The 17749-nt window shown below is 57.1% G+C and carries 14 protein-coding genes; 7 read left to right on the forward strand and 7 right to left on the reverse strand.

Annotated elements, in window-relative coordinates; translation table 11 throughout:
• Both NKJ21_RS18550 and lrp read right to left on the reverse strand, forming a co-directional pair.
• A partial coding sequence (locus NKJ21_RS18550; protein ID WP_254733125.1) for a DNA translocase FtsK 4TM domain-containing protein occupies positions 1–1271 on the reverse strand: 1271 nt, incomplete at its 3' end.
• 135 nt (positions 1272–1406) lie between these two features.
• On the reverse strand, positions 1407–1901 hold the full coding sequence (gene lrp / locus NKJ21_RS18555) for a leucine-responsive transcriptional regulator Lrp (RefSeq protein ID WP_000228469.1): 495 nt from the start codon (positions 1899–1901) through the stop codon (positions 1407–1409).
• A 532-nt stretch (positions 1902–2433) separates the two neighbouring features.
• Here lrp and trxB point away from each other — a divergent pair.
• From trxB to infA, 5 genes are all read left to right on the forward strand, one after another.
• Complete coding sequence (gene trxB / locus NKJ21_RS18560; RefSeq protein ID WP_012542328.1) at positions 2434–3402, forward strand: thioredoxin-disulfide reductase; 969 nt, start codon at positions 2434–2436, stop codon at positions 3400–3402.
• Positions 3403–3516: 114 nt separating this feature from the next.
• Positions 3517–5283 (forward strand): cysteine/glutathione ABC transporter permease/ATP-binding protein CydD, encoded by a 1767-nt coding sequence (cydD, locus tag NKJ21_RS18565; protein WP_110216343.1) that lies wholly within the window; start codon positions 3517–3519, stop codon positions 5281–5283.
• Positions 5284–7005 (forward strand): cysteine/glutathione ABC transporter ATP-binding protein/permease CydC, encoded by a 1722-nt coding sequence (gene cydC, locus NKJ21_RS18570; RefSeq protein WP_023322275.1) that lies wholly within the window; start codon positions 5284–5286, stop codon positions 7003–7005.
• A 39-nt stretch (positions 7006–7044) separates the two neighbouring features.
• Complete coding sequence (gene aat, locus NKJ21_RS18575; RefSeq protein ID WP_008805841.1) at positions 7045–7749, forward strand: leucyl/phenylalanyl-tRNA--protein transferase; 705 nt, start codon at positions 7045–7047, stop codon at positions 7747–7749.
• A gap of 351 nt (positions 7750–8100) precedes the next feature.
• Complete coding sequence (infA, locus tag NKJ21_RS18580; protein ID WP_001040187.1) at positions 8101–8319, forward strand: translation initiation factor IF-1; 219 nt, start codon at positions 8101–8103, stop codon at positions 8317–8319.
• Between the two features lie 118 nt (positions 8320–8437).
• On the opposite strand, the gene clpA is transcribed toward infA, so the two are convergent.
• The gene (gene clpA / locus NKJ21_RS18585) at positions 8438–10717 is read right to left on the reverse strand and encodes an ATP-dependent Clp protease ATP-binding subunit ClpA (RefSeq protein WP_012542332.1); all 2280 of its coding nucleotides are present in this window, start codon (positions 10715–10717) and stop codon (positions 8438–8440) included.
• A gap of 30 nt (positions 10718–10747) precedes the next feature.
• Positions 10748–11065 (reverse strand): ATP-dependent Clp protease adapter ClpS, encoded by a 318-nt coding sequence (gene clpS, locus NKJ21_RS18590; RefSeq protein ID WP_002896520.1) that lies wholly within the window; start codon positions 11063–11065, stop codon positions 10748–10750.
• 325 nt (positions 11066–11390) lie between these two features.
• On the opposite strand from clpS, the gene cspD reads away from it, so the two are divergent.
• The gene (gene cspD / locus NKJ21_RS18595; protein ID WP_002896516.1) at positions 11391–11612 is read left to right on the forward strand and encodes a cold shock-like protein CspD; all 222 of its coding nucleotides are present in this window, start codon (positions 11391–11393) and stop codon (positions 11610–11612) included.
• A gap of 66 nt (positions 11613–11678) precedes the next feature.
• Here the strand turns inward: cspD and macB are convergent, their stop codons facing one another.
• The 3 genes from macB to NKJ21_RS18610 all read right to left on the reverse strand — a co-directional run bounded on the left by macB (position 11679) and on the right by NKJ21_RS18610 (position 16527).
• On the reverse strand, positions 11679–13619 hold the full coding sequence (gene macB / locus NKJ21_RS18600; protein ID WP_044612790.1) for a macrolide ABC transporter ATP-binding protein/permease MacB: 1941 nt from the start codon (positions 13617–13619) through the stop codon (positions 11679–11681).
• Positions 13616–14731 carry a macrolide transporter subunit MacA gene (gene macA, locus NKJ21_RS18605; protein ID WP_008805838.1) on the reverse strand — a complete coding sequence of 372 codons (1116 nt, stop codon included), beginning with the start codon at positions 14729–14731 and terminating at the stop codon, positions 13616–13618. The genes macB and macA overlap by 4 nt, the downstream gene beginning before the upstream one ends.
• A 137-nt stretch (positions 14732–14868) precedes the next feature.
• Positions 14869–16527, reverse strand: coding sequence for an ATP-dependent endonuclease (locus NKJ21_RS18610; protein ID WP_008805837.1), 1659 nt, complete (start codon positions 16525–16527; stop codon positions 14869–14871).
• A gap of 419 nt (positions 16528–16946) precedes the next feature.
• Here NKJ21_RS18610 and aqpZ point away from each other — a divergent pair, with 419 nt between their 5' ends.
• On the forward strand, positions 16947–17642 hold the full coding sequence (aqpZ, locus tag NKJ21_RS18615) for an aquaporin Z (RefSeq protein WP_023322274.1): 696 nt from the start codon (positions 16947–16949) through the stop codon (positions 17640–17642).
• Positions 17643–17749 lie beyond the last annotated feature (107 nt).

A 17749-nucleotide genomic window follows, 5' to 3' on the forward strand; every position in this document is an offset into this window, starting at 1 on the left:
TACGCCTGCGGCGCAGGCTGAGCAGCGTGCGGATCGTAAACCGGCTGCTGATACGGCGCCGGCTCTGGCTGATACGCCTGCGGCGCAGGCTGAGCAGCGTGCGGATCGTAAACCGGCTGCTGATACGGCGCCGGCTCTGGCTGGTACGCCTGCGGCGGGTAACCCGCTTCCGGCTGATAAGCAGGCGCAGCGCCCTGATGGCCAGCCGCGGATTCAGCCCACGCCTGTGGCGCGGCAGTGGCCGCCGCCGCTGCACCCACGGGCTCAGCGATACTATGACCATTCAGCAACGGATCGTAAGGGTCGAAATCTCCAGGGCGCGCGGCGCTGGCGCCGGAGAACAGCACATCATCCTCTGTGGGACGTGCCGCGCTGGCGCCGGAAAACAGGACATCGTCGGCGGCGACAGGCGCACCGCTGGCGCTGTATTGCACCGCCTCTTCACCGTCATCCATCCGTTTGCCGGAGAAAAGCGCCGCGTCGGTTTTACGCCCCATGGGGTTGGTAAACTTCTCGGCCAGACGCTTACGTCGCGCCAGCGCGCTGCGTAAAATACGGGCACGACGCGACTCCTGAGGGGTTGCCGCCTCTTCGTCGTCGTACTCTTCATCGTCATCTTCGTATTCGCCTTCATCGACCCAGGTATCATCGCGACGGGTACGGTTGCTGGCAAAGGTGAGTACCGACAGGATCCCGCCGCCCAATTTTTCCGCAATGCTGACCCACGACCAACCGGTGAACAGCGTCAGGCCGGCCGCCCAGATGCATAACAGGGCGATGGTGCCGCCGCTGCTGTGCAGCAGCGGTTGCAGCGTGGTGCTCAGCAGGCTGCCGATCACTCCGCCCGAGGCAAAGTACCAGATATCATCGGCGTTAATGGCTGCCAGACCACAGGAGGTCAGGATCAGGGCTAACGCGCCAATGAGGCGCAGGGAAACGGCGAAATAATCAATGTATTCGTCGTTTTCCTGATGCCGCCAGGCAAACCAGCATCCGCCAATAATGATGACCGGGATGGTGTAGGCCATGACGCCAAAAATGAAAAAGAGGGTATCGGCAAGCCACGCACCGGGGGCGCCGCCTAAATTATGAATAGGCTCATGCCACGCCGTCTGCGACCAGCTTGGATCCGAGGGGTTAAAGCTCAGTAGTGCCGCCATCAGCCAGATGGCGAAGAGGGAGCAAAGGATGAGCATCGCCTCAAGGAGTCGGCGCCCGCTGCTGAGTTTGGTTAGTTTGACTTCTTTGTCTTCGGTGTATTCCTGGCTCAAGAAAGGCTCTCCAGGTATCAGGCTGTTTCCTGCCTGCTGCTAAAACGGACAACAGCGCCGGGTCTCCCCGGCACTGTTGCTGTATGGATTAACAGGAGTGTAATCAAACTACGTCGATTTTGCACCTGTTCCGTGTTAGCGCGTCTTAATAACCAGACGATTACTTTGCTTGACTTCTTCCATCACCACGTAGGTACGGGTGTCGTTTACGCCCGGCAGGCGCAGCAAGGTCTCGCCCAGTAATTTACGATACGCTGACATATCCGGTACGCGGGTTTTCAACAGGTAGTCGAAATCACCGGAAACCAGATGACACTCTTGAATTTCTTCAAGTTTTTGCACTGCGGCGTTAAATTGCTCAAACACATCCGGTGCGCCACGATTCAGAGTAATCTCAACAAATACCAGAAGTGATGCATCCAGATAATGCGGGTTGAGCAGCGCCGTATAGCCCTGAATAAAACCCTGTCTTTCAAGACGACGCACGCGCTCAAGGCAAGGCGTCGGAGAAAGTCCCACCCGTTTAGAAAGCTCGACGTTAGAAATTCGCCCATCTTTTTGCAATTCATTCAGGATGTTACGATCAATGCGGTCGAGATCTTTGCCAGGGCGCTTCTTGCTATCTACCATTATTATTGTCTCTCTGTATTCCTTCCCTACTCCTGTTCCGGCTCTGTGCCTTCACTGCCAGAGCCCATCCTGTTATTACCCGTACGACAATGGGTAACCCAGGGGTACGTGAGAAGCCCGTTGCCTGACGGCAGTCACCGACATCACGCATGGCGTCTGTCCACACCATGCGTAGATTTCGTTAACCCGGATAAAAATGGCATTTGCGTGCATGAAAATTCGCCGCACGCTAAATACTGCTTTTCTTCTTCCATGAATGTTTTCGCAAAAGCACAGGGGATTGTCAAAGCAAAACATCGATTTTTAGTACAAGATGCCAGATATTCATCATCCCCCCTGGTTGATTCTCATTTTTTCGTCTTATAATTGTCCCGCTGACAGTAGAAATAGTTATATTCTTTGCCGGTAAAATCACCAATTCATCGGTCGCTTCTATTGCACACATCGTTAACAAAATCGCTGCGCTCTTTTTTTACGACAACAAATTCCCTACAATCTCTGCCCAATGTATGCCAATTATTATGGGGATCTCATGGGCACAGCCAAACACAGTAAACTGCTTATCCTTGGTTCTGGACCTGCGGGATACACCGCGGCGGTCTATGCCGCACGCGCCAACCTGCAGCCGGTGCTGATCACCGGGATGGAAAAAGGCGGTCAGCTGACCACCACGACGGAAGTGGAAAACTGGCCGGGCGATCCTAACGATCTCACCGGCCCGCTGCTGATGGAGCGCATGCACGAACATGCCGCGAAATTTGAAACGGAAATTATTTTCGACCACATTAGCCGCGTCGATCTGCAAAACCGTCCGTTCCGTCTGACAGGCGATAGCGGTGAGTACACCTGTGATGCGCTGATCATTGCCACCGGCGCATCGGCGCGCTACCTCGGTCTGCCATCGGAAGAGGCGTTTAAAGGCCGTGGCGTTTCAGCTTGCGCCACCTGTGACGGATTCTTCTATCGCAATCAGAAAGTGGCGGTGATCGGCGGCGGTAACACCGCGGTTGAAGAGGCTCTGTATCTGTCCAATATTGCCTCTGAGGTGCATCTGATCCACCGTCGCGACGCCTTCCGCGCGGAAAAAATCCTCATCAAACGTCTGATGGATAAAGTGGCGAGCGGCAACATCGTGCTGCATACCGACCGCACCCTCGAAGAGGTGACCGGCGACCAGATGGGCGTCAGCGGCCTGCGCCTGCGCGATACCAAAAACAGCGACAACGTCGAGTCTCTGGAAGTGGCAGGCTTGTTCGTTGCCATTGGCCACAGCCCGAACACCGCCATCTTTGAAGGTCAGCTGGAACTGGAAAACGGCTATATCAAAGTGCAGTCCGGGATCCACGGCAACGCCACGCAAACCAGTATCCCGGGCGTATTTGCCGCTGGCGATGTCATGGACCATATCTATCGTCAGGCGATCACCTCCGCTGGCACCGGCTGCATGGCGGCGCTGGACGCCGAGCGTTACCTGGACGGTTTGGCCGACGCTTGCAAATAATCTTTACAAGTCAGTAACAAAGGTAAAGAAGGCGACGAAAAGTCGCCTTTATTTTTGCCGCGATGTAACATTGCCGTGCCCAATATTCCCATAACGATACCTGCAAAGCGCGCAATGAATAAAACCCGTCAACAAGAGTTAACCCGCTGGTTAAAACAGCAAAGTATTATCTCCCGTCGCTGGTTGATGATTTCCCGCCTGCTTGGCGTGGCAAGCGGTCTGCTGATCGTCGCGCAGGCCTGGTTCCTGGCGCGGATCCTGCACCGAATGGTGATGGAAAATATTCCGGCAACCGCCCTGCTGCTGCCGCTGACGCTGCTGGTACTGGTCTTTGTGCTGCGCGCCTGGGTGGTCTGGCTGCGTGAGCGGGTTGGTTTTCAGGCCGGGCAGCATATCCGCTATGAAATTCGCCGTCAGGTTCTCGACCGCCTCCAGCAGGCGGGCCCCGCCTGGATCCAGGGCAAACCGGCCGGCAGTTGGGCAACGCTTATCCTTGAGCAGATCGATGATATGCACGATTATTATGCGCGCTACCTGCCCCAGATGACGCTGGCGGCCTGCGTGCCGCTGCTGATCGTTATCACTATTTTCCCGATTAACTGGGCCGCCGCATTGCTCCTCCTCGGCACCGCCCCGCTGATCCCGCTTTTCATGGCGCTGGTCGGGATGGGTGCCGCCGATGCCAACCGGCGTAACTTCCAGGCGCTGGCCCGCCTGAGCGGCCATTTCCTCGATCGCCTGCGCGGCATGGAAACCCTGCGTATTTTTCACCGCGGTCAGGCAGAAATCGATAATATTCGCGACGCCTCGCAGGATTTTCGCCAACGCACCATGGAAGTCCTGCGTCTGGCCTTCCTCTCCTCCGGGGTGCTGGAGTTTTTCACCTCCCTCTCCATTGCGCTGGTGGCGGTCTATTTTGGCTTCTCTTACCTTGGCGAGCTGAACTTCGGCCACTACGGCGCGGGCGTCACGCTGATGGCAGGCTTCCTGACGCTGATCCTCGCGCCGGAATTTTTCCAGCCGTTACGTGACCTGGGCACTTTCTACCATGCCAAAGCTCAGGCCGTGGGCGCCGCAGACAGCCTGAAAACGTTTATGGAAACCCCATTGACTCAGGTGGAGCGCGGCGAGAAAACCTTAAACGATAACGATCTGATTGGCGTGGAAGCGCGCGATCTGGTGATCACCTCTCCGGAAGGTAAAGTCCTGGCCGGGCCGCTTAACTTTTCACTGCCTGCTGGCGCACGCGTTGTGCTGGTCGGTCAGAGCGGCTCCGGGAAAAGTTCACTGCTGAACACACTGCTTGGCTTCTTGCCCTACGAGGGCTCGCTGAAGGTCAACGGCGCGGAGCTGCGCGAACTGGACGCCGATCGCTGGCGCCGCCTGTTAAGTTGGGTGGGACAGAATCCTCAACTACCTGCCGCCACGCTGCGGGAGAATGTGCTGCTGGCGTGGCCGGAAGCCAGCGATGCCCAGCTTCGGCTGGCGCTGGATAAAGCCTGGGTCAGTGAGTTTATCGCCCTGTTGCCGGACGGGATCCATACCGCCGTGGGCGATCAGGCGGGTCGCCTGTCGGTAGGACAGGCGCAGCGTATCGCGGTTGCTCGCGCGCTGTTGGTGCCCTGCCGCCTGCTGTTGCTGGATGAACCCGCCGCCAGCCTCGACGCCCATAGCGAACAGCGGGTGATGCAGGCCCTGACCCATGCCTCCACCGAGCAAACCACGCTGCTGGTCACCCACCAGCTCGAGGGACTGGCTGACTGGGATGCCGTCTGGGTCATGAAGGACGGACAGATTATCGAACAAGGCGACTACGCCACGCTGGCCCGTGCCGGTGGGGTCTTCTCGGCGCTGCTGGCCCATCGTCAGGAGGAGATTTAAATGCGCGCACTTTTACCCTATCTGGCGCTCTATAAACGCCATAAATGGATGCTGCTGCTCGGCGTCGTGCTGGCCATCGTGACTCTGCTGGCCAGCATCGGCCTGCTGACGCTCTCCGGCTGGTTCCTCTCCGCCTCAGCGGTGGTGGGTGTCGCCGGGATCTACAGTTTTAACTATATGCTGCCTGCCGCGGGCGTCCGCGGCGCGGCGATTATCCGTACCGCCGGGCGCTACTTCGAGCGTCTGGTCAGTCATGACGCGACCTTCCGCGTGCTGCAGCACCTGCGCGTCTTCACCTTCAGCAAACTACTCCCCCTCTCTCCCGCGGGGCTGGCGCGCTTTCGCCAGGGTGAACTGCTCAACCGGGTGGTGGCCGATGTCGATACCCTGGATCATCTCTACCTGCGGGTGATTTCACCGCTGGTCGGCGCGCTGGTGGTGATTGTAGTGGTCACCTGCGGATTAAGCCTGCTCGACGTTACCCTTGCGCTGACGCTCGGCGGCATCATGCTGGTCACCCTGCTGGTTATGCCGCCGCTGTTCTATCGCGCAGGTAAACCAGCCGGCGAAAGTATGACGCAGTTGCGCGGCCAGTATCGCCAACAGCTCACTGCCTGGCTGCAGGGCCAGGCAGAGCTGATGGTGTTTAACGCCAGCGACCGCTACCGCGCGCAAATGGAAAAGACCGAGCTCAGCTGGCAGGACGCACAGCGCCGTCAGGCCGAGCTGACCGCGCTTTCGCAGGCAGTAATGCTATTAATCGGCGGCATCGCCGTGGTGGCCATGCTCTGGCTGGCGTCCGCCGGCATCGGGGGTAACAGCCAGCCAGGGGCGCTGATCGCGCTGTTTGTTTTCTGCGCCCTGGCGGCCTTCGAAGCCCTGGCGCCAGTCACTGGCGCTTTCCAGCATTTAGGTCAGGTGATCGCCTCCGCACGGCGGATCTCGCAGATCACCGACCAGCAGCCGGAGGTCACTTTCGTCGAGGGTGAAGCCAGCGTGCCTGCGCAGGTGGCCTTAACCTTCACCCAGGTTACCTTCCGCTACCCGCACCAACCCTCCCCCGCCCTGGAGAATATCTCCCTGCAGATTGCCGCCGGAGAGCACATCGCCATTCTTGGCCGGACCGGCTGCGGAAAGTCGACGCTGTTGCAACTCCTCACCCGGGCCTGGGATCCAACGCAGGGAGAGATTTTGCTCAACGACCAGCCGCTGTCCCAGCTCAGCGAAGCCACCCTGCGTCAGGCGATGAGCGTGGTGCCGCAGCGCGTGCACCTGTTCAGCGCTACGCTGCGCGACAACCTGCTGCTGGCGGCGCCAGACGCTGACGATACCGCGCTCTGCGCGACCCTCGAGAAAGTGGGGCTGGAAAAACTGCTGGAAGATGGCGGACTGAACAGCTGGCTGGGGGAAGGCGGGCGCCAGCTATCCGGCGGCGAACTGCGCCGGCTGGCGATTGCCCGCGCACTGCTCCACGATGCGCCGCTGATGCTGCTCGATGAGCCGACAGAAGGCCTGGATGCGGCCACCGAAAGCCAGATCCTGCATCTTCTGGCGGAAGTGATGCGCGAGAAAACCGTGCTGATGGTGACTCACCGCCTGCGGGGCCTGGCGCGTTTTAATCAGATAATAGTCATGGACAACGGCCAGATAATTGAGCAAGGTAGTCACGCGGATCTGCTCGCTAAACAGGGCCGGTACTTCCAGTTTAAACAGCGTCTGTAGGCTATTATCTAATTTTTGCTGATGCGTATTGAGGTTAAAATGCGTCTGGTTCAGCTCTCCCGGCATTCTATCGCCTTCCCTTCCCCGGAAGGCGCCCTGCGTGAACCTAACGGCCTGCTGGCGCTCGGCGGCGATCTGAGCCCGGCACGTCTGCTGATGGCCTATCAGCGCGGTATTTTTCCATGGTTTTCTCCTGGCGACCCGATCCTCTGGTGGTCGCCCGATCCCCGGGCGGTGCTCTGGCCGGAACAGTTTCATCTCAGCCGCAGCATGAAGCGTTTTCATCAGCGTTCGCCTTATCGCGTCACGCTGAATCATGCCTTTGGTGAGGTCATTGAAGGCTGCGCCAGCGATCGTGACGAAGGCACCTGGATAACCAGCAGTATCGTTCGCGCCTATCACCAACTCCATGAGCTGGGCCATGCCCATTCCATTGAAGTCTGGCAAGAGAATACGCTGGTAGGTGGAATGTACGGCGTGGCGCAGGGGGCGCTGTTTTGCGGCGAATCGATGTTCAGCCGGGCAGAAAATGCCTCCAAAACCGCGCTGCTGGTATTCTGTCAGGCTTTTACGCAGAGTGGTGGTAAATTAATCGACTGCCAGGTACTGAACAACCATACCGCCTCATTAGGCGCGGTGGATATTCCCCGCCGCGATTATCTTGACTACCTGTCAGTATTACGCGGCTACCGCCTGCCCGAGCTATTTTGGGTGCCGCGGGTGCTATTTCCGGGCGCGCAATAAAAATGTTTTCAGCACATTTTGCGTCAGGATGGTATAATTGCGCGGTAGAGTAGCTTCTGCCTGTTGCCCCGCCGCCGTTTGGGAATAATAAGAGTCAGATAACGCCCATCGTTCTGTCACTCCCCTTTACGTTTGCGCCTGTCACGCGGCATAGCCGTGTGTGTTCCGGGCAATGCGCCAAAACTACTTCGGCGATTCATACCCGTCATATATCCGTTGCCGGTGTGCTGACTGCGCACCTTGCGGCAAGGCGAATGATTCAGGGTAGATACGTAAAACTTTACTTACATGATGAACTTCGGCATTATCTTGCCGGTTCAAAACTACGGTAGTGATACCCCAGAGGACTAGATGGCCAAAGAAGACAATATTGAAATGCAGGGCACCGTACTTGAAACGTTGCCTAACACTATGTTCCGCGTAGAACTGGAAAACGGTCACGTGGTAACTGCGCATATTTCCGGTAAAATGCGTAAAAACTACATCCGCATTCTGACGGGCGACAAAGTGACTGTTGAGCTGACCCCGTACGACCTGAGCAAAGGCCGCATTGTCTTCCGTAGTCGCTGATTGTTTTCGCCCTTAAGGCGTCAGATGCTGAAGGCCGGGATAATTCCCGGTCTTTTCATATCTGCCGCCGGCAAAAAAAAACCGGCCCAGGGCCGGTTTTTACGTTGAAGACATCGCTTTAGTGGGCGGCTTCCGGTTTGTGCTTCTGCGCGCTCTGGAAATCGTAGGTCAGCGCATTCTTCGCGCTGTCCAGAGACACTGTCACCTGGCCACCATCGACCAGCGAGCCGAACAGCAGCTCGTTCGCCAGCGGCTTTTTCAGGTTGTCCTGAATGACGCGTCCCATTGGACGTGCGCCCATCGCCCGGTCGTAACCTTTCTCCGCCAGCCAGTCGCGCGCTTCCTGACTCACTTCCAGGGAGACGCCTTTCTGGTCCAGCTGGACCTGCAGCTCGACGATAAACTTGTCGACAACCTGATGGATCACCGTGGTAGAGAGATGATCGAACCAGATAATGTTGTCGAGGCGGTTACGGAACTCCGGCGTAAAGATCTTCTTGATCTCATCCATTGCATCCGGACTGTTGTCCTGCTGAATAAGGCCAATCGATTTACGCTCAGTTTCCCGCACCCCTGCGTTAGTGGTCATCACCAGCACCACGTTGCGGAAGTCCGCTTTACGCCCGTTGTTATCGGTCAGCGTACCGTTATCCATCACCTGCAGCAGCAGGTTAAACACATCCGGATGCGCTTTTTCGATCTCATCAAGCAGCAGCACCGCGTGCGGATGTTTAATCACCGCATCGGTCAGCAGCCCGCCCTGATCGAAGCCAACGTAGCCCGGAGGCGCCCCGATTAAACGGCTGACGGTATGACGTTCCATATATTCGGACATGTCAAAACGCAGCAGCTCAATACCCAGCGCCTTCGCCAGTTGCACGGTCACTTCGGTTTTCCCGACCCCGGTAGGCCCGGCGAACAGGAATGACCCAACCGGCTTGTGCTCATGGCCCAGCCCGGCGCGCGCCATTTTGATGGCTTCGGTCAGCGCCTCAATGGCTTTATCCTGACCGAAGACCAGCATTTTCAGACGGTCGCCAAGGTTTTTCAGCGTATCGCGATCGCTCTGGGAGACACTCTTCTCAGGGATCCGCGCAATGCGCGCCACCACTGACTCGATATCCGCCACATTGACCGTTTTCTTACGCTTGCTGACCGGCATTAAGCGCGCCCGCGCGCCCGCTTCGTCAATGACGTCAATTGCCTTATCCGGCAGATGACGATCGTTAATGTATTTTACCGCCAGCTCAACCGCCGCACGCACCGCCTTAGCGGTATAACGCACGTCATGGTGCGCTTCGTACTTCGGCTTCAGGCCGTTGATAATCTGCACCGTCTCTTCCACCGACGGTTCGGTGATATCGATCTTCTGGAAACGACGGGCCAGCGCACGATCTTTCTCAAAGATGTTGCTGAACTCCTGGTAGGTGGTGGAGCCGATCACCCGGATCTTGCCGCTGGAAAGCAGCGGTTTAATCAGGTTAGCCGCATCGACCTGGCCGCCAGAAGCCGCCCCCGCACCGATAATGGTGTGGATTTCATCAATAAACAGGATGCTGTTGGTATCCTGCTCCAGCTGTTTGAGCAACGCTTTGAAACGTTTTTCAAAATCGCCACGATATTTGGTCCCTGCCAGCAAAGAGCCAATGTCGAGCGAGTAGATGGTGCAGTCGGCCATCACTTCCGGCACATCGCCCTGCACAATGCGCCAGGCAAGGCCTTCGGCGATCGCAGTTTTACCGACGCCGGATTCACCCACCAGCAATGGGTTATTTTTACGGCGACGGCACAGGACCTGAATCGCACGCTCCAGCTCTTTTTCACGGCCGATCAGGGGATCAATGCCGCCGACGCGAGCAAGCTGATTGAGGTTGGTGGTGAAGTTTTCCATACGTTCCTCCCCGCCGGCTTGCTCTTCATTGCCAGGCTGGCTTCCGCTGTTATCGGAAGACTGGCTCGGCTCGTCTTTGCGTGTACCATGAGAAATGAAGTTCACCACATCGAGTCGGCTGACTTCATGTTTACGCAGCAGGTAAGCGGCCTGCGACTCCTGCTCGCTGAAAATGGCCACCAGTACGTTGGCGCCGGTCACTTCGCTGCGGCCAGAAGATTGCACGTGGAAGACGGCGCGCTGCAGCACACGCTGGAAGCTCAGCGTCGGCTGGGTGTCGCGCTCTTCTTCCGTGGCTGGCAGGACGGGTGTGGTTTGTTCGATGAAGGCTTCAAGTTCCTGACGCAATGCCACCAGGTCCACTGAACACGCTTCCAGGGCCTCACGGGCCGAGGGGTTGCTTAGCAGAGCCAGCAGCAAGTGCTCGACGGTCATAAACTCATGACGGTGCTCGCGCGCTCTGGCGAAAGCCATATTTAAACTGAGTTCCAGTTCTTGATTGAGCATAGGCACCTCCCCCAATTTTCATGCCTGTATTCAGGCTTTTTCCAGCGTACACAGCAATGGATGCTCGTTCTCCCTCGCGTACTGATTCACCATAGCGACTTTGGTCTCCGCCACTTCCGCGGTAAACACGCCACAAATCGCCTTACCTTCATAGTGAACCGTGAGCATCAGTTGCGTTGCACGTTCAACATCATAAGAAAAGAATTTTTGTAACACGTCAATAACAAACTCCATTGGAGTGTAGTCATCATTGACTAATATCACTTTATACATAGATGGCGGTTTAATCGCATCACGAACTTCGTCGTCAACCAGGTGCTCGAAGTCCAGCCAATCTCTCTTACTCATCGTCAGTGTTCATCATCGGTTGCTGTTGCCAACAGGCGGAGGCCTGTCGATGACCAGAGGTTATGCTCATCACAAATCTACAACAGATCATAGATAACTATCATCTATCGCTTCTATCCGCGACGGCTGTCACATTCCCCGGCAATAGCGTTAACTGCTTCAAATTTTGACGCATTTTTCGCCGTTCCCCCTCCTCAATCGCTTGACGCGTTTTCGTATTTCTCTAAATTGTAGTGGCGAGAGTTGGCGAGCAATTGAACAACTCGTCACTCCACCACCGGTTCATTCCATCTTACTTATAAAGATTTACGAAGGATGTCGAAGTATGGAAATGGGTACTGTTAAGTGGTTCAACAATGCCAAAGGGTTCGGTTTTATCTGCCCTGAGGGCGGCGGCGAAGACATTTTCGCCCATTACTCCACCATCCAGATGGATGGTTACAGAACGCTAAAAGCCGGACAAGCCGTTCGGTTTGATGTTCACCAGGGGCCAAAAGGCAACCACGCCAGCGTGATCGTCCCTGTGGAAGCGGAAACGGCTGCATAACTCTTTTGCTTCATTGTGTACATCCTGCTAATAAAATGCCAGTCCTTCTGACTGGCATTTTTATTTCTATTCGCGTGCCAGCGCATCCACCGGATCGAGCCGTGCCGCGTTGCGCGCTGGCAGCCAACCAAACAGCACCCCGGTCAACGTCGAACAGAGAAAAGCCGTTAGCAGAGCCAGCGGGGAAAAACCGATCTCCCAGCCGGGCAGAAACAGCTGCAGAATAAATGCGATCATCAGCGATAACGTGACCCCCAGCGCGCCACCGACCAGGCAAACCAGCACCGCTTCGATGAGAAACTGCTGCAGTACATCGCTGGCCCGCGCGCCAACCGCCATGCGGATGCCGATTTCGCGCGTCCGTTCGGTCACCGACACCAGCATAATATTCATTACACCAATACCGCCAACCACCAGGGCAATCACCGCCACCAATGTCAGGAACAGCTGTAAGGTATGTGTGGTCCTTTCTGCGGTTTTCAAGATGCTGTCCATATTCCAGGTGAATACATCTTTTTTACCATGCCGCAGCTCCAGTAGACGCAGCAGCTGTTTCTCCGCGGTTTCACTGTCATAACCTTCATGAACGCGTACCGTAATGGAGTTCAGCCACGACTGGCCCATCACTCTTCCCGCCATGGTGGTGTAAGGCAACCAGACGCGGAGAATTTTACTGCTGCCAAACATTGACTGTTTTTCATCCGCGACGCCGATCACCGTGGCCGGCATATTGCCCACCAGAATCACCTCGCCCACCACTTTCGCTTTATTGGGAAACAGCTGGCGACGGGTATTGCTGTCGAGCACTACCACCTGCGCCCGACTGTTGAGCTGCAGTTCATTAAAGGTATTGCCTTCGCTGAAGGTCATGCCGTAAACATTAAAGTACTGCGGCCCGACCCCCTCCGCGCTGGCGGCAACGTCAATATTGTTGGCGCGCAGGCGCAGGCTTTTCGATACCGCCGGCGTGGCGGAACGCACCCATGGCTGTTTCTGGATCGCCAGCAAATCGTCATACTTCAGCGCCTGCTGATAACGCGGGTCGTCATCGCCAAAATCCTTTCCGGGATAGACATCGATGGTATTGGTGCCGATGGCGCGAATATCCGCCAGCACCATCTGTTTGGCGGCATCACCGACCACCACGATCGATACCACCGACGCAATGCCGATAATAATGCCGAGCATAGTCAGCAGGGTACGCATTTTATTCGCCGCCATCGCCCGCCACGCCATAACCAGCGCTTCGCGAAAGCCACTGGTAAACTGACGCCACGCCGAGGGTTCCGCCTGCTGACGGGCGCGCAGCCCACCGCCCTGGCGGCTGCCGGGCGGATTGCGGACGATCTCGCCATCGCGGATCTCAATGATCCGTTCCGCCTGGGCCGCGACCTGCGGATCGTGGGTGACAATGATGACCGTATGGCCCTGAGCTTTGAGCTGATGCAGGATCGCCATCACCTCTTCGCCGGAATGGCTGTCCAGCGCGCCGGTCGGTTCATCCGCCAGAATCACTTCCCCGCCGTTCATCAGCGCACGGGCGATACTCACCCGCTGCTGCTGGCCGCCGGACAGTTGCGACGGCTGATAGTCAGCCCGATCGCCAAGCCCCAGACGCACCAGCAGATCATGGGCGCGCGCCAGGCGTGCCCGTCGCTCGCTGCCGGCATACACCGCAGGCACTTCAACGTTCTGCGCGGCGGTAAGATGTGACAGCAAGTGGTAGCGTTGAAAGATAAAACCAAAGTGTTCCCGCCGCAGCCGAGCCAGCGCATCGCCATTCAGTTGCGCGATATCGGTTCCCGCCACCCGGTAGGTGCCGCTGGTCGGTTTGTCGAGACAGCCGAGAATATTCATCAGCGTCGATTTGCCCGAGCCGGAGGCACCCACGATCGCCACCATCTCCCCCGCATTGATGCTGAGGGTGATCCCCTTCAGTACCTCAACGCTGCCGTCGCCGGAAGGGTAGCTGCGACGAATATCACGCAGCTCAAGCAGCGCCGTCATTTTGCCGCCCCACTCGCGCTCTCGCCGACGATTACTTCATCTCCCTCATCCAGCCCCTGCACCACCGCGACGTCGGTATCGTTGCGGGCGCCAATGGCAACCTCACGCTCTTTTACCTCGCCGGTGCGCAACAACCGGACGTGATAGCGGTTATCACCCACCGCGTCACCCAGGGCGCTCAGCGGGATGGTAATCACGTTTTTCACCTCGGCCAGCTGGATATGCACCTGCGCGGTCATGTCGAGACGCAGGATGCCCTGCGGATTCGGCACCTCGAAGCGGGCATAGTAGAAGATGGCGTCATTGACTTTTTCCGGCGTCGGCAAAATGTCTTTCAGCGTGCCTTCATAGCGAGTCAGCGGATCCCCCAGCACGGTAAACCACGCCTTTTGCCCCGGTCTGAGGTGGATGACATCCGCTTCAGAGACCTGCGCTTTGACCAGCATGGTGCTGAGATCCGCCAGCGTCAGAATGTTCGGCGCCTGCTGGGCGGCGATCACCGTCTGTCCCTGCAGAGTGGTAATTTGCGTCACTTCGCCAGCCATCGGCGCCAGGATCCGCGTGTAGTCAAGGTTGGTCTTCGCGGTGTCGAGCGTCGCCTGGTTACGTTTAATTTGCGCTTCAATAGTGCCGATCTGCGCTTGTTTCACCGCCAGATCGGTGGCCGCGGTATCAAGGTCCTGTCGCGAGACCAGCTGGCGCTGCGCCAGCTGCTGCTGACGGGCCAGAGTCACCTGCGCCAGTTTGCTCTCCGCGCGCGCCTGATTGAGCTGGGCACGCAGTTCCATCAGCGTCGCTTCAACCTCTTTAATTTGGTTTTGCGCCTGCTCCGGATCGATAACCCCCAGCAACTGGTCCTTTTTGACCTTATCGCCGATATTGACGTGCAGCGTTTTCAGCTGTCCGCTGACCTGGGCGCCGACGTCAACTTTCCGCAGGGCATCCAGCTTACCGGTGGCCAGCACGCTCTGCTGGAGGTCACCTTTGCGCACCACCAGCGTCTGGTAGTTCGGCAGCGGCGCATTCAGGATCCGCCATCCCCAGACGGCCAGACCCAGCACAACGATCGCTAACAACCACCAGATTGTCCTGCGTTTTCCCTTCACTTTCATTATCCGATTCCTGCTGTTTCCCTGCCGCTCCAGACGGTGATTCTATCCAAACCCGTCGACAACAGAACACCCATTTTTAACGTCGCTTACGTTTTGTTTAGCTACCGGAGAGCTTTGCGCCAGCCCTACGGCGCAGGTTAATCTGCACGACCACGAGCCAGCCACAGTACCCGCGAGAACATTTTCTTTAACAGCGTCGGCACCGCGTCCACCCCGCGTCGGCCGGCCTCCATCGCCACCTCAATCGCCAGGTCGGGCTTGGATGAACGATGGATGGCCTTGGTGATCACCCGCCGCATATTCATAGGGACATTATCCGGGATCTGCGCCACCCGGTGATAAACGTCATCAAATCCCTGGCGATACATAAAGTGCTCCATATCCATCGCTGGCAGGCTCGTCAAATGGTCACGCTCCAGCTCGCGATCGTTATTCAGCAGGCCGAGCACGGTGGCGGCATATTTTTTCCCCGCCTCATCGCCATCCACCAGCACGTGCCACTGGATCCCCATCCGGCGGGCAAATTTGATCAGGGGTTTAAGGCCTGACTGGGCGAACTCGATCACCTTCACGCCCTCGGCATCAAAATGATGGCCACACTGGCGGGCCAGTTCGTTGATAACCCAGGTCTCCGTCTCCCCTTCCACCAGCAGCCAACAGCGGGCGAAGAGCGATGAGGCGCGATTGAAGCGAATATGGAAGGCGATACGCCGGCTGTCTTCGGCATTCATTCCGCCGGGTCCCAGCCGCCATGCCGACACCCTCGACGACTCACGAACCAGTCGACAGACCTGCTCCACCGGCGTCAGGGACAACAGCTCCCCGGAGTTGGTGGTGGTCACGCGCTGCAGCGGCAATAAATTCAGCAGGTGCCAGGCGACAGAGAGCATAATCGGATGCAAACGCGTCTCCGGATCTTCAATCAGCAACAGCGGCCGCGCGTCGCGATCGAGGCGCACCGTCCCTTTTGCCTGCAGGAGGGTGGAAAACAGCCCCAGCAGAATCACCCGATGGCTGCGCCCGCCGGGTTTATCGATCATCCGGTTGATAATATCCAGATAGCGCCAGCTGCGCTGCTCATCATGGGAGCGCCGCCGCATCAGACGATGCCGCGTCTGGGCGCTGCTTTGCTCGGCAAAGTAATGCTCCAGCAGCTGCACCATGGCCGACAACCCCTCGCGGATCTGACCGTCCGATAAATTTTGCGGATGGCTGACCAGCTCCCGGGAGAGAAAATCGAGCTGGCGGGCGGTGATCTCTATCTGCGGCGAATGCGGTACCGTCCCGTTATGGATGCGCCGCATAAAGCGCGCGTCGCGCAGGCGCAGCACCGGCATCAGACGCACCAGGTGTCTGGCCAGATCATCAATATCCTCAACCGCCAGCGCTTCGCCTTCGCCATCGATAAAGCTCCGCAGGGTCATCACGCTGTCGTCATCGGCGAGCTCGCCTTCCAGACGGTAGAACACCCGATGATAACCATCGTCACAAGGTACCCAGCAGCGCTGAAGCGGACGAAAACGCCGGACCCGATGGCGCCCCGGTTCGGTTTCACGGAAGGTCAGGATAATATGCAAATGGTGCTCGCGCCCCTGGATGTCGCCCGGGGGAAACCAGAAGTCATCGCGTACAAAGTGATAAAGATCGAACTCAGGGGACAAAAGCAGGGTCAGCGCATCAAGCAGACTGGACTTCCCCCACGCGTTCTCCCCGATCAGGACGTTATTTTGCTCCAGCATCAACGACAAACGATTGATACCGCGAAAACCGACGATTTCTACGCGCTCAAGAAGCATATCCCCTCCGCTAAACCACCACTCTCCTTCAGTAATCAACAGTATAGCGAGGGCGACGGCAAGATGACACTCTGCTTAATCGCATCCGTGGCTCATATTCAGCGGATTAAATATATTCATAAAATTACTCACTTATCGCCTATTACCGGCTGTTGATTATTCATCAAACAAAATAGTTTTATTTCAGGCGTTATGATCTACACTATTGATAATCTTCCACGGATAAAGGAAAGACTACACTGGCAAACGGAATCCCTTCACCTTGCCCTAAATCAAATAATATCAATATATTTAACTGGCTCTGGGATGGCGATTATCTCTAGAATAACGCCGCTTTATTTTTATCGTCATCCCTTATCACGATAAATAAAGACCGGCACGGTCCGCTCGTGCGCGTATACAATTTAATTGAGGTGGTTATGTTCAGAAAATTAGCAGCAGAATGCTTCGGCACTTTCTGGCTTGTATTTGGTGGCTGCGGTAGCGCTGTGCTTGCCGCAGCCTTCCCTGAGCTCGGTATTGGTTTTGCCGGCGTCGCGCTGGCATTTGGCTTAACGGTATTAACCATGGCATTTGCGGTCGGCCATATTTCCGGGGGGCATTTCAACCCGGCGGTGACCCTGGGCCTGTGGGCCGGCGGCCGTTTCCCGGCGAAAGAAGTCATTGGCTATATTATCGCTCAGGTGGTCGGCGGCATTATTGCCGCGGCGGTGCTGTACGTGGTGGCCAGCGGTAAAGCCGGCTTTGATGCCGCCGCCAGCGGATTTGCCTCCAATGGCTATGGCGAACACTCCCCGGGCGGCTTCTCCATGCTGTCGGCTATCGTCATTGAAATTGTCCTGACCTGCGGCTTCCTGCTGGTTATCCATGGCGCGACCGATAAATACGCACCGGCGGGCTTTGCGCCGATCGCTATCGGCCTGGCGCTGACCCTCATCCATTTGATCAGCATTCCGGTTACCAACACCTCGGTCAACCCGGCGCGCAGCACCGCGGTAGCGATTTTCCAGGGCGGCTGGGCTCTGCAGCAGCTGTGGCTGTTCTGGGTCATGCCGATCGTCGGCGGGATCCTCGGCGGCGTGCTGTATCGCACCCTGCTGGAAAAACGCGATTAATCCTTTGTAAAGCCCGGGTTTCCGGGCTTTTTCTTTCTGGTGGCAGCTTTACTCGGCCCGGTGATTTGGGTAGTGTCATGGGCGCTATTCTCATTATGCAAGGGCTG

Origin of the sequence: Klebsiella sp. SWET4 (assembly GCF_024296565.1) — a bacterium.
Lineage (GTDB): Bacteria > Pseudomonadota > Gammaproteobacteria > Enterobacterales > Enterobacteriaceae > Klebsiella > Klebsiella variicola.

What these genes read in the sequence shown, in the direction of transcription:
- lrp (WP_000228469.1), bottom strand. Translation starts at nt 1,901, where the DNA reads ATGGTAGATAGCAAGAAGCGCCCTGGCAAAGATCTCGACCGCATTGAT.
- trxB (WP_012542328.1), top strand. Translation starts at nt 2,434, where the DNA reads ATGGGCACAGCCAAACACAGTAAACTGCTTATCCTTGGTTCTGGACCT.
- cydD (WP_110216343.1), top strand. Translation starts at nt 3,517, where the DNA reads ATGAATAAAACCCGTCAACAAGAGTTAACCCGCTGGTTAAAACAGCAA.
- cydC (WP_023322275.1), top strand. Translation starts at nt 5,284, where the DNA reads ATGCGCGCACTTTTACCCTATCTGGCGCTCTATAAACGCCATAAATGG.
- aat (WP_008805841.1), top strand. Translation starts at nt 7,045, where the DNA reads ATGCGTCTGGTTCAGCTCTCCCGGCATTCTATCGCCTTCCCTTCCCCG.
- infA (WP_001040187.1), top strand. Translation starts at nt 8,101, where the DNA reads ATGGCCAAAGAAGACAATATTGAAATGCAGGGCACCGTACTTGAAACG.
- clpA (WP_012542332.1), bottom strand. Translation starts at nt 10,717, where the DNA reads ATGCTCAATCAAGAACTGGAACTCAGTTTAAATATGGCTTTCGCCAGA.
- clpS (WP_002896520.1), bottom strand. Translation starts at nt 11,065, where the DNA reads ATGAGTAAGAGAGATTGGCTGGACTTCGAGCACCTGGTTGACGACGAA.
- cspD (WP_002896516.1), top strand. Translation starts at nt 11,391, where the DNA reads ATGGAAATGGGTACTGTTAAGTGGTTCAACAATGCCAAAGGGTTCGGT.
- macB (WP_044612790.1), bottom strand. Translation starts at nt 13,619, where the DNA reads ATGACGGCGCTGCTTGAGCTGCGTGATATTCGTCGCAGCTACCCTTCC.
- macA (WP_008805838.1), bottom strand. Translation starts at nt 14,731, where the DNA reads ATGAAAGTGAAGGGAAAACGCAGGACAATCTGGTGGTTGTTAGCGATC.
- NKJ21_RS18610 (WP_008805837.1), bottom strand. Translation starts at nt 16,527, where the DNA reads ATGCTTCTTGAGCGCGTAGAAATCGTCGGTTTTCGCGGTATCAATCGT.
- aqpZ (WP_023322274.1), top strand. Translation starts at nt 16,947, where the DNA reads ATGTTCAGAAAATTAGCAGCAGAATGCTTCGGCACTTTCTGGCTTGTA.